This window comes from Pedococcus sp., assembly GCF_036554925.1.
Taxonomy (GTDB): Bacteria; Actinomycetota; Actinomycetes; order Actinomycetales; family Dermatophilaceae; genus Pedococcus_A.
The window spans coordinates 1-10,697 of sequence record NZ_DATBMI010000221.1 but is presented as its reverse complement, the minus strand read 5'-3'; the positions used below and the strand labels follow the sequence as shown (position 1 = coordinate 10,697).

The window sequence follows — 10,697 nt, the reverse complement described above, 5'->3', positions numbered from 1 at the left end:
GTGCCGCCCGCTCGCGTGAGCGGGCGGCACACGGCAGGTGCGGTGGGCCGTCAGCGGGGAGGGGCCGGGGGCTCCTGCGCCGGCGGGGTCACGGGCGGCACGGCGGGACCCTCCGGCTCGGGCTCCGGCTCGTAGGGCGGCACGGCGTCCGCGGGCGGCGCGATGGGGGGCTGGACCCGCTGCGCCGGCGTCGCGTGCTCGGTGGCCTCGCGGCTGGCGCGTCCGGCCTGACCGCGCGCCTCCGCGAGGGCCTGCTCGGGGGGCTCGAGCGCGGTCTCCTCGAAGGCGGTGCCCAGCTCACCGGTGTCGACCCACTGGCCCTCGTCCTCCGGGGGGAAGCCGCCCTCCTCCTTGCCCAACATGCCGCCGATGCCGCGCAGGGCGTCCGTCAGCTCGCTGGGGATGATCCACATCTTGTTGGCGTCACCGCGGGCAATCTGCGGGAGGACCTGGAGGTACTGGTACGCCAGCAGCTTCTGGGTCGGCCGGCCGCGGTGGATGGCGTCGAAGACCTGCTGGATGGCTCGGGCCTGGCCCTGCGCCTCGAGGATCCGCGCCTGGGCCGAGCCCTCGGCCCGGAGGATCGCACTCTGCTTCTCTCCCTCGGCGGTGAGGATCTGGCTCTGCTTGACGCCCTCGGCGTTGAGGATGGCCGCGCGGCGGTCGCGCTCGGCCTTCATCTGCTTCTCCATCGACTCCTGCACCGACATCGGCGGGTCGATCGCCTTGAGCTCCACGCGGTTGACCCGGATGCCCCACTTGCCGGTGGCCTCGTCGAGCACACCTCGCAGCTGGGCGTTGATCTGGTCGCGGCTGGTCAGCGTCTGCTCGAGGTCGAGAGAGCCGATGACGTTGCGCAGCGTGGTGACGGTCAGCTGCTCGATGCCCTGGATGAAGTTGGCGATCTCGTACACCGCCGACTTCGAGTTGATCACCGAGTAGTAGATGACGGTGTCGATGTTGACGACGAGGTTGTCGGAGGTGATCACCGGCTGTGGCGGGAAGGAGACCACCTGCTCGCGCAGGTCGACGTTGGCGCGCACCTTGTCGACGAACGGGATCAGGAAGTGGATGCCTCCTTCGAGGGTGCGCGAGTAGCGGCCGAGCCGCTCGATGATCAGCGCCGTCTGCTGGGGAACGATCCGCACCGTGCGGAACAGCACCACCAGAACGAAGACAACGAGAAGCAGCAGGACGATGAGCCCTGCACCGATGCCGTCCACAGTCACTCCGGTTTCTGACCCGCCGTGTCGCCGGTGACGATCACGGTGGCCCCCTCGATGGAAACAACCCTGACCTCCTGGCCGGGCTGGCACACGACACCGCCGTCGGGAATGCGCGCTGACCAGGTCTCCCCGGCGAGCTTGACGCGGCCGTCGGTCTCGGTCACGGTCTGCAGCACCCAGCCGACCCGGCCGACGAGGCCCGCGGCACCGATCGTCCGGCTCTCCGGCGCGGCCGTGAAGTGCCGGGTGACCAGCGGCCGCACGAGGACCAGCAGCAGGACCGCCACCACGACGGCGACCACGACCTGCGCCGCGAACGGCAGGCCGATGGCCGCGGCCAACGCCGCGGCGAGCGCCCCGCCCGCGAGCATGACGAACACGAAGTCGACCGTTGCGGCCTCGATGGCGGCGAGGATGAGCGCCAGCGCCACCCATGCCAGCCAGGGGTTGTCCCTGAGCACGTCCATGCAGCCTCCCTGAGTGCGTGGTCACTCTAGGACGGTCGGGCTGCCTGCGGCGTTCCCGGCGCGCCGTGCGCCGGTCAGTAGTACTGGCTAGGGCGTGACCGGCGCGCCGTTGCGCGCCCGCGCGGACCATCGGTCGCCGTGCCGCTCGAGCGCCAGGGGCAGGCCGAAGGTCTCCGAGAGGTTCTCCTCGGTCAGGGTGATCTCGAGCGGGCCCTGCGCCACCACCCGGCCGCCGCGGAGCAGCAGGACGTCGGTGAAGGCCGGTGGGATCTCCTCCACGTGGTGCGTCACCAGGACCATGGCGGGCGCCTCGACGTCGGCGGCCAGCGCGCCCAGGCGGCGGACGAGGTCCTCCCGCCCACCGAGGTCGAGACCGGCCGCCGGCTCGTCGAGCAGCATCAGCTCGGGGTCGGTCATCAGGGCCCGCGCGATCTGGACCCGCTTGCGCTCCCCCTCGGAGAGGGTGCCGAACCTGCGGTCGGCGAGGTGGTCCGCACCCAGCGCCTCGAGCAGCTCCGCGGCACGGACGTGGTCGGGGGTGTCGTAGGACTCCCGCCACCGGCCCACCACGCCGTACGACGCGGTGACGACGACGTTGTGCACGACCTCGTCACCCGGGATCCGGTCGGCCAGGGACGCGGACGACAGGCCGATGCGCGGCCTGAGCTCGAAGACGTCGACGGCCCCGAGCACCTCACTGAGGACTCCGGCGACGCCCCGGGTGGGGTGCATGCGCCCGGCGGCCAGCTGCAGGAGCGTGGTCTTCCCCGCCCCGTTGGGGCCGAGGACCACCCAGCGCTGCCCCTCCTCGACCTCCCAGGTGATGTCGTCGAGCAGGGTGCTCTGGCCCCGCACGACGCACACTCCGGCGAACTCCAGGACGTCACTCATGGACCCGACCCTAGACGACGGCGCCGTGCGCCTCGGAGCGAGCGCCCGGCCCCGGCTCACTACCATGAGGGGATGCCCGTCCTGCCCGCCTCCGTCCGGCTCTCGCTGTGGGCGACCGCGGCGTGGAACGGCACTGGGCACGACCTCGAGCCCCTGCTCCGCGCAGCGCTCCCGGACATCGACCACGTCGCCGGGGACCTCGGGCGCCTCGAGCTCTGGCGCGACCTGGGCGAGCGCGCCCTCCTCGTGGCCCTGCCCGCGCCGGGCGACCTGACGGGGATGCCGTCGGCGTCGCCGGAGGCCCAGGGGGCGGCCGCGGGGGCAGGCGAGTGCGTGTTCGTCCCGAGCCTGGGCGGGATGCTCGTCCCGACCATCGCTGACTTCGGCCCGGGCACCAGCTCGGCGCTGGACACCGGGACCCGCGTGGACTGGCGTGCCTTCGACGCCGACCCCGTGCCGCAGCACCGGGTCGAGGCGCTGGAGCCGTCCCAGCTCGAGCGCCACCTGCGCCAGGAGCTGCTCCGGGCCACCGAGGCCCTGGAGGATCTCGGCGGCCGGCCGTTCGCGGCCGAGGCCGCCCGGGAGGTCGCCGACGCGGCGCTGGGCGGCGAGTGGGGCCTGCCACCGGGGCTGCCCTCCCGAGCGCTGCGGGCCATCACCCTCGCCGGCTCCGTCGGACGGGTCGTCGACCTCGCGCTCGAGGGCCCCGACGACGCCCTGGAGGTGTCCACGGCCCGGTCCCGCAGGCTGCTGCTCCAGGGCCTCCAGCGCGCGGCGGACCGCGCCCTGGCGGATGCCGCGAACGCCGCCTGCGCCGTGCTGGCCGGCTGGCGACCGGCGTGAGAGCGTGGCTCCATGGCGCAGAGCATTGGTTCGGCGGTGCAGGCGGTCCAGGCGTGGCATGAGGCGGTGAACGCCGGGGACGTCGAGGCCGCCGTCGCGCTCTGCGCCGATGACGTCGAGGTCGCCGGCCCGCGCGGCGTCGGGCACGGCCACGACCTGATGCGCGCCTGGCTGAGGCGCTCCGGCATACGGCTCGCGCCCCAGCACCCCCTGCGCGAGGTCGACGGCCGGGTGTTCGTGCACGAGCACGCCCAGTGGACCACCGCCCACGCCCCGGCCGGCGCGCCCACCGACCGCCCGGTCGACACGTGGGTGGTCTTCACCGCCGACGGCGGACGGCTGGCCTCGGTGAGCCGCTACGAGACCGAGGACGACGCGCTGCGGGCGGTGGCCTCGGTCAGCTGACGGCCCGACGCCGCAGCACGTCGAGGTAGACCTGCATCGTCCGGTCGCCGATGCTCGCCCACGAGAAGGCGTCCACTGCGCGCTGTCGCCCCTGCAGGCCCATCCGGTCGGCCCGCGACGGGTCGCTGACGGCCTCCACCAGGGCGGCCGCGAGGTCGGCGACGAAGCGGTCCTGGTCGACCGGGGTGCCGGTGCCGTCCTGCACCTGCTCGATCGGCACGAGCCACCCCGTCTCGCCGTGGACGACCACCTCGGGGATGCCGCCCGTCGCCGTGGCCACGACGGGGAGCTCGCACGCCATGGCTTCGAGGTTGACGATGCCGAGCGGCTCGTAGACCGAGGGGCAGGCGAAGACGGTGGCCGCGCTCAGCAGCGCGATGACCTCGCCGCGGGGCAGCATCTCCGGGATCCAGACGACGCCGTCGCGCTTGGCCCGCAGGGAGTCCATCAGCCCTTCGACCTCCGCCAGGATCTCCGGCGTGTCCGGGGCGCCGGCGCACAGCACGAGCTGGACGTCCGGCGGCAGCTCGGCAGCGGCGCGCAACAGGTATGGCAGCCCCTTCTGCCGGGTGATGCGCCCGACGAAGACGACCGAGGGCCGGTCGGGGTCGACGCCGTGGCGCCGCACCGTGTCGGGGTCCCGGTGGCGCTGCCAGAGCTGGGAGTCGATGCCGTTGTGCACGACGTGGACCCGGTCGGGGTCGACGGACGGGTAGCTGCGCAGGACGTCCTCGCGCATCCCGGCGCTGACCGCGATCACCGCGTCGGCGGCCTCGAAGGCGCTGCGCTCCACGAAGGAGGAGACGCGGTAGCCACCGCCGAGCTGCTCCGCCTTCCACGGGCGCATGGGCTCGAGGCTGTGGGCGGTCACGACGTGCGGCATACCGCCGAGGAGGGACGCCACGTGGCCACCGAAGTTGGCGTACCACGTGTGCGAGTGCACGAGGTCGGCCCCGACGCACTCCCCCGCCATCCGCAGGTCCACCCCCATGGTCTGCACGGCGGGGTTCGCCTCCGCGAGGTCGGGCAGGTCGGGGTAGCCGAAGGTGCCCTCCTCGTCGCGCGGAAGGCCGAAGCACCGCACCCTGGTGTCGACGTCCCCACGGTCACGCAACGCCCGGACGAGCTCTGCGACATGGACCCCGGCGCCGCCGTAGATCTGGGGCGGGTACTCCTTGCTGAGGATGTCGACTCTCACGGGGCGACCCTAGCCGCGAGATGGGGTCGCCGCGAGGGGCGACTTTCCCTACTGTCGTCTCATGCCATACCGACGCGGAGGCCCCAAGGTCCTGGTCATCGTGCTCGCGGGCGGAGAGGGCAAGAGGCTCATGCCCCTCACCGCCGACCGGGCCAAGCCCGCCGTTCCGTTCGGCGGCATCTACCGGTTGATCGACTTCGCCCTGAGCAACGTCGTCAACTCCGGCTACCTCAAGAGCGTCGTGCTGACGCAGTACAAGTCGCACAGCCTGGACCGTCACGTCACCAAGACCTGGCGGATGTCCAACCTGCTGGGCAACTACGTCACCCCCGTCCCGGCGCAGCAGCGTGTCGACAAGAACTGGTACCTCGGCAGCGCGAACGCGATCTACCAGAGCCTCAACCTGATCCACGACGAGAACCCCGACATCGTCGTGGTCGTGGGGGCCGACCACGTCTACCGGATGGACTTCTCCCAGATGGTCCACCAGCACCTCGAGACGCGTGCCGGGGTGACCGTCGCCGCGATCCGGCAGCCGCGGTCGCTCGCCGACCAGTTCGGCGTCATCGAGGTCGACGCGGCCGACCCGCGGCGGATCGACGCCTTCCGCGAGAAGCCCAAGGACGCGGTCGGGCTGCCCGACTCCCCGGACGAGGTGCTCGCCTCCATGGGCAACTACGTCTTCGACGCGGCGGTGCTCATGGAGGCCGTCACCCGGGACAGCACGACCGAGGGCAGCAACCACGACATGGGTGGGGACATCGTCCCGGCGTTCGTCGACAAGGGCGAGGGGTACGTCTACGACTTCAAGGACAACGAGATCCCGGGGTCCACCGACCGGGACCGCGCCTACTGGCGCGACGTGGGGACCCTCGACTCGTACTGGGAGGCCAACATGGACCTGGTCTCCGTCCACCCGGTGTTCAACCTCTACAACTACGAGTGGCCGATCTACACCGACTACGGGCCCTACCCTCCGGCGAAGCTGGTCAACGGCGCCCAGGGCAAGTTCGGTGAGGCCCACAACTCCGCGGTGTCACCGGGCGTCGTCATCAGCGGCGCGACCGTCACCAACTCCGTCCTGTCTCCGCGGGTCCACGTCCACAGCGCGACGACGATCGACGACTCCGTGCTGCTCGACGGTGTCGAGGTCGGCCGCCACGCGCAGATCCGCCGGGCGATCATCGACAAGAACGTCTACGTGCCCGAGAAGACCACGATCGGGGTGGACCGCGAGCACGACCTCGCCCGCGGATTCCAGGTGACCGAGTCCGGGCTCACCATCGTCGCCAAGGGCCAGGAGGTCACCCCCTGAGCTCCGGGCAGCGCATCCGGGTGGGTGTGCAGATCCAGCCGCAGCACGCGGCCTATGCCGACATCCGCCGTGCCTGTGCCGAGGCCGAGGAGGTCGGGGTCGACATCGCCTTCACCTGGGACCACTTCTACCCGCTCTACGGCGACCGTGACGGCGCGCACTTCGAGTGCTGGACGGTGCTGGCCGCCTGGGCGGAGGCGACCGAGCGGGTCGAGATCGGCGCCCTGGTGACCTGCAACTCGTACCGCAACCCGGACCTTTTGGCCGACATGGCACGCACCGTCGACCACATCAGCGCCGGCCGGCTCATCCTCGGCATCGGCTCGGGGTGGTTCGAGCGCGACTACGACGAGTACGGCTACGAGTTCGGGACCGCGGGTGGGCGGCTCGACGCCCTGGCCCGTGACCTCCCCCGCATCCGCCGGCGGTGGGAACGCCTCAATCCCCAGCCAACTCGTCGCATACCGGTGCTCGTGGGAGGTGGCGGCGAGCGCAAGACGCTCCGCATCGTGGCCGAGCACGCCGACATCTGGCACGGGTTCGGTGACGCCGACACGATCGCCCACAAGCACCGCGTGCTCGACCAGTGGTGCGCCCGGATCGAGCGCGACCCCGGCGAGATCGAGCGCTCCGCCGGAGTCTCACCGCGGCCGGGCCGCTTCCCCGAGGACGCGCGCGACTACCCGGCCGCCGCCGAGAAGCTGTATGCCGCGGGCACGCGGCTGTTCACGGTGGGCCTGGACGGGCCGCGCTACGACATGGGACCGCTGCGCGACCTGGTCGCATGGCGAGACTCCCGCGGGAGCGGCTGACGCCGCTCGCTATCGTTGCGCAGTGGACGAACCCCGCACTGCCGCCGCCCCCACGCTCCTCGTGACGGTCAGTGGGGACGACCGCCCCGGCGTCAGCAGCGCGCTCTTCGACGCGATCGCGGACGTGGGCTCGGAGGTCCTCGACGTCGAGCAGGTGGTGGTACGCGGCCACCTCACACTGGCGCTGCTGCTGGCACCCGCCGAGGGCGACCACGCCCGCCTGGAGGAAGCCGTCGGCGCCGTCGCCCGGGGCCTCGACCTGGACGTCCGCTTCGAGTCGGGCACGGGTGACAACGCCCCGCGACGCACCGGCAGGGTCGCCGTGGTGCTCCTCGGGGCGCCCCTCCTGGCCAGTGCCGTGGCCGCCGTGACGGCCCGGATCGCCGCGCATGGGGCCAACATCGACCGGATCCGCCGGCTCTCGCGCTACCCGGTGACGACCGTGGAGTTCGACGTCTCCGGGGCCGACGTGCTGTCGCTGCGGCGCGAGCTCGCCCTGGAGTCCCACGTGCACGGCGTCGACATCGCGGTCGCCCCGGCCGGGCTGGCCCGCCGCGGCCGGCGCCTCGTCGTCATGGACGTCGACTCGACGCTGATCCAGGACGAGGTCATCGAGCTGCTCGCCGCCCACGCCGGGCGCGAGGCCGAGGTGGCGGCGGTCACCGAGGCCGCGATGCGCGGGGAGCTCGACTTCGCCCAGAGCCTGCGCGAGCGGGTCGCGGTCCTGGGGGGTCTGCCCGTGGAGGTCCTCGACGAGGTGCGGGCGTCGATCCAGTTCACCGCCGGGGCCCGGACCCTCGTGCGGACCCTGAAACGGCTGGGCTTCACCGTCGCCGTGGTGTCCGGCGGGTTCATCGAGATCGTCGAGGACCTCGCCCGCGAGCTGGGGATCGACCACGCCCACGCCAACCGCCTCGAGGTCGTCGACGGTCGGCTCACCGGCCGGGTGGTCGGCGACATCGTCGACCGCGCCGGGAAGGCGGAGGCGCTGCGCCGGTTCGCGGCGGAGGCAGGGCTGCCCCTCTCGCGCACCGTGGCCATCGGCGACGGCGCCAACGACCTCGACATGCTCGAGGTCGCCGGCCTCGGGGTGGCGTTCAACGCCAAGCCGGTCGTCCGCGAGCAGGCCGACACGGCCGTCACCGTCCCCTACCTCGACGCCGTGCTGTACCTCCTCGGCATCACCCGGGACGAGATCGAGGAGGCCGACGCCGCCGACGGCACGCCGACCCCTGCTCCTCCCATCGCCTCGCGCTGACTCCTAGGCTGGCGCAATGGCACGTACGACCAGCGGTAGACCCACACTCTTCGTCATCGGCGGGGCGGAGGACCGGGTCGGCAAGGCAGTCGTCCTGCGTCGCTTCGTCCGGCTCGCCGGGGGGCGGCGGGCGCGCATCGTCATCATCCCCACCGCCTCGTCGTTCCAGGACGAGGTTGTGGAGGCCTACACCGAGGTCTTCACCCGCCTCGGGGCGCCTCACCTGTCGGTCGTCAACCCGCAGGACCGCGCCGACGCGCAGGACCCCGACGCCGTCGCCCTGGTCGAGCAGGCCACCGGTGTCTTCATGAGCGGTGGCAGCCAGCTCAAGCTGAGCCAGCGCCTCGCGGGCACACCGCTCGGCGAGGCCATCCACCGCGCGCACGACCGCGGTGCCGTCGTCGGCGGCACCTCGGCCGGCGCCTCCATCATGAGCGAGTTCATGATCTCGATGGGCGACGAGGGGATCACCCCCCGCCAACGCACCAGCCAGCTGAGCGCCGGGCTCGGCCTGATCAGCGGCGTCATCATCGACCAGCACTTCGGCCAGCGGGCCCGCTACGGTCGGCTCATGTCGATGGTGGCGGGCTCTCCCAACCTCATCGGCATCGGCATCGACGAGGACACCGCGATCGAGGTGGTCGACCGCACGACCTTCACCGTGCACGGGCGCGGCGCGGTGTTCGTGCTCGACTGCCGCGCCGCCGACTCCGACGCGCCCGACGCCCGCCGGGGGGCGCCCATGATGGTGTCGGGGGCGGTCGTGCACTCGTTGCCCGCGGGCGCTACGTTCGACCTTCGCGACGTGCGGCTGATCGAGTTCGTCGAGAAGCACCAGGACGCCGCGGTGACGCTGGCCAGCAGCCAGGCCTGACGTCCACCCCGTTCGACCGCAAGGAGACCCGATGGCACCAGAGCGTCCGATCCCGACCGGCCCGGCCGCGCCCGAGCTGAGCATCGTGGAGTCGCGGGTCTACCGGGGCGGCAACGTCTGGTCCTACGACCCGGCCATCCACCTCGTCGTCGACCTGGGGGTGCTCGAGGGCTACCCCACAGACACCCTCGAGGGCTTCACGGACCGGCTGGTCGAGCTGCTGCCCGGCCTGCACCACCACACCTGCTCCCGCGGCGTGAAGGGCGGCTTCATCGAGCGCCTGCGCGAAGGCACGTGGCTCGGCCACGTCACCGAGCACGTGGCGCTGCAGCTCCAGCAGGAAGCCGGCCACGACATCCGCCGCGGCAAGACCCGCGCGGTCAAGGGCTCACCCGGCCGCTACAACGTCATCTACGGCTACGCCGACGAGAGCGTCGGGATCGCCGCGGGAACGCTCGCGGTCCGCCTGGTCAACCACCTCGTGCAGGCCGAGGAGGGCTTCGACTTCAGTGAGGAGCTCGATCTCTTCCTGCGCCGCGCCCAGCGCACGGCGTTCGGCCCCTCTACCGCAGCCATCCTGGAGGAGGCCGTCAGCCGCGACATCCCCTACATCCGGCTCAACACCGCGTCGCTCGTCCAGCTGGGCCAGGGCGTCCACGCCCAGCGCATCCGCGCCACCATGACCTCGAAGACCTCGTCGCTGGCCGTCGACATCGCCAGCGACAAGGACATGACGACCCGCCTGCTCGCATCGGCCGGGCTGCCCGTCCCGAAGCAGGAGACCGTGCGCACCGCGGACGCGGCCGTCACGGCGGCTCGCCGTATCGGCTACCCGGTCGTCGTCAAGCCCCTCGACGGGAACCACGGCCGGGGGGTCTGCCTCGACCTGCAGAGCGAGGAGGACGTGCGCGCCGGCTTCGAGACCGCCAAGGGCGAGTCGCGTCGCGGCTACGTCATCGTCGAGTCCTTCGTGACCGGCCGCGACTACCGCTGCCTCATCGTCGGCGGCAAGATGCAGGCCATCGCCGAGCGCGTCCCCGCCCATGTGGTGGGCGACGGCCAGCACACCGTCACCGAGCTCGTCGAGATCACCAACTCCGACCCCCGCCGCGGCGTCGGCCATGAGAAGGTGCTCACCCGCATCAAGGTGGACGCGGCGGCCGCCGCCCTCGTCCGCGACCAGGGCTTCGAGATGGAGGACGTGCCCCCGGAGGGGCAGATGGTCAAGCTCGCCCTGACCGGCAACATGTCGACCGGGGGCATCTCCGTCGACCGCACCTTCGACGCCCACCCCGACAACATCGAGATCGCCGAGGAGGCGGCCCGCATGATCGGGCTCGACGTCGCCGGCATCGACTTCATCTGCCCGGACATCGCCTCCCCGGTCCGTGAGACCGGCGGCGCGATC

At 72.1% G+C, this 10,697-nt stretch carries 11 protein-coding genes; 7 read left to right on the top strand and 4 right to left on the bottom strand.

The window, feature by feature from the left end; all coding sequences use genetic code 11:
• Positions 1–50: 50 nt before the first annotated feature.
• From VIB11_RS16590 to VIB11_RS16580, 3 genes are all read right to left on the bottom strand, one after another.
• The gene (locus VIB11_RS16590) at positions 51–1,229 is read right to left on the bottom strand and encodes an SPFH domain-containing protein (protein WP_414695874.1); all 1,179 of its coding nucleotides are present in this window, start codon (positions 1,227–1,229) and stop codon (positions 51–53) included.
• Entirely contained in the window at positions 1,226–1,693 is a 468-nt protein-coding gene (locus tag VIB11_RS16585; RefSeq protein WP_332057178.1) for an NfeD family protein, read from the bottom strand. The genes VIB11_RS16590 and VIB11_RS16585 overlap by 4 nt, the downstream gene beginning before the upstream one ends.
• Before the next feature lie 87 nt (positions 1,694–1,780).
• Positions 1,781–2,584 carry an ABC transporter ATP-binding protein gene (locus VIB11_RS16580; protein WP_332057177.1) on the bottom strand — a complete coding sequence of 268 codons (804 nt, stop codon included), beginning with the start codon at positions 2,582–2,584 and terminating at the stop codon, positions 1,781–1,783.
• 72 nt (positions 2,585–2,656) lie between these two features.
• On the opposite strand from VIB11_RS16580, the gene VIB11_RS16575 reads away from it, so the two are divergent.
• Together VIB11_RS16575 and VIB11_RS16570 are read left to right on the top strand one after the other, a co-directional pair.
• On the top strand, positions 2,657–3,427 hold the full coding sequence (locus VIB11_RS16575; protein ID WP_332057176.1) for a hypothetical protein: 771 nt from the start codon (positions 2,657–2,659) through the stop codon (positions 3,425–3,427).
• Positions 3,428–3,439: 12 nt separating this feature from the next.
• Positions 3,440–3,832, top strand: coding sequence for a nuclear transport factor 2 family protein (locus VIB11_RS16570; protein WP_332057175.1), 393 nt, complete (start codon positions 3,440–3,442; stop codon positions 3,830–3,832).
• Here the strand turns inward: VIB11_RS16570 and glgA are convergent.
• Positions 3,825–5,030, bottom strand: a complete 1,206-nt coding sequence (glgA, locus tag VIB11_RS16565; protein WP_332057174.1) for a glycogen synthase — start codon at positions 5,028–5,030, stop codon at positions 3,825–3,827. The genes VIB11_RS16570 and glgA overlap by 8 nt on opposite strands.
• A gap of 61 nt (positions 5,031–5,091) precedes the next feature.
• Here glgA and glgC point away from each other — a divergent pair, with 61 nt between their 5' ends.
• The 5 genes from glgC to VIB11_RS16540 all read left to right on the top strand — a co-directional run.
• Entirely contained in the window at positions 5,092–6,345 is a 1,254-nt protein-coding gene (gene glgC / locus VIB11_RS16560; protein ID WP_332057173.1) for a glucose-1-phosphate adenylyltransferase, read from the top strand.
• A gap of 14 nt (positions 6,346–6,359) precedes the next feature.
• Complete coding sequence (locus VIB11_RS16555; RefSeq protein WP_332057179.1) at positions 6,360–7,157, top strand: LLM class F420-dependent oxidoreductase; 798 nt, start codon at positions 6,360–6,362, stop codon at positions 7,155–7,157.
• A 22-nt stretch (positions 7,158–7,179) separates the two neighbouring features.
• Positions 7,180–8,415, top strand: coding sequence for a phosphoserine phosphatase SerB (gene serB / locus VIB11_RS16550; RefSeq protein ID WP_332057172.1), 1,236 nt, complete (start codon positions 7,180–7,182; stop codon positions 8,413–8,415).
• A 16-nt stretch (positions 8,416–8,431) separates the two neighbouring features.
• Positions 8,432–9,289 (top strand): cyanophycinase, encoded by an 858-nt coding sequence (locus VIB11_RS16545; RefSeq protein ID WP_332057171.1) that lies wholly within the window; start codon positions 8,432–8,434, stop codon positions 9,287–9,289.
• 31 nt (positions 9,290–9,320) lie between these two features.
• The coding region (locus VIB11_RS16540; RefSeq protein WP_332057170.1) for a cyanophycin synthetase family protein at positions 9,321–10,697 on the top strand (1,377 nt) is incomplete at its 3' end.

Bases quoted from the DNA above. Each gene is read 5' to 3' on its own strand.
- VIB11_RS16570 (WP_332057175.1), top strand. From the start codon at position 3,440: ATGGCGCAGAGCATTGGTTCGGCGGTGCAGGCGGTCCAGGCGTGGCAT.
- glgC (WP_332057173.1), top strand. From the start codon at position 5,092: ATGCCATACCGACGCGGAGGCCCCAAGGTCCTGGTCATCGTGCTCGCG.
- VIB11_RS16575 (WP_332057176.1), top strand. From the start codon at position 2,657: ATGCCCGTCCTGCCCGCCTCCGTCCGGCTCTCGCTGTGGGCGACCGCG.
- VIB11_RS16585 (WP_332057178.1), bottom strand. From the start codon at position 1,693: ATGGACGTGCTCAGGGACAACCCCTGGCTGGCATGGGTGGCGCTGGCG.
- VIB11_RS16545 (WP_332057171.1), top strand. From the start codon at position 8,432: ATGGCACGTACGACCAGCGGTAGACCCACACTCTTCGTCATCGGCGGG.
- VIB11_RS16580 (WP_332057177.1), bottom strand. From the start codon at position 2,584: ATGAGTGACGTCCTGGAGTTCGCCGGAGTGTGCGTCGTGCGGGGCCAG.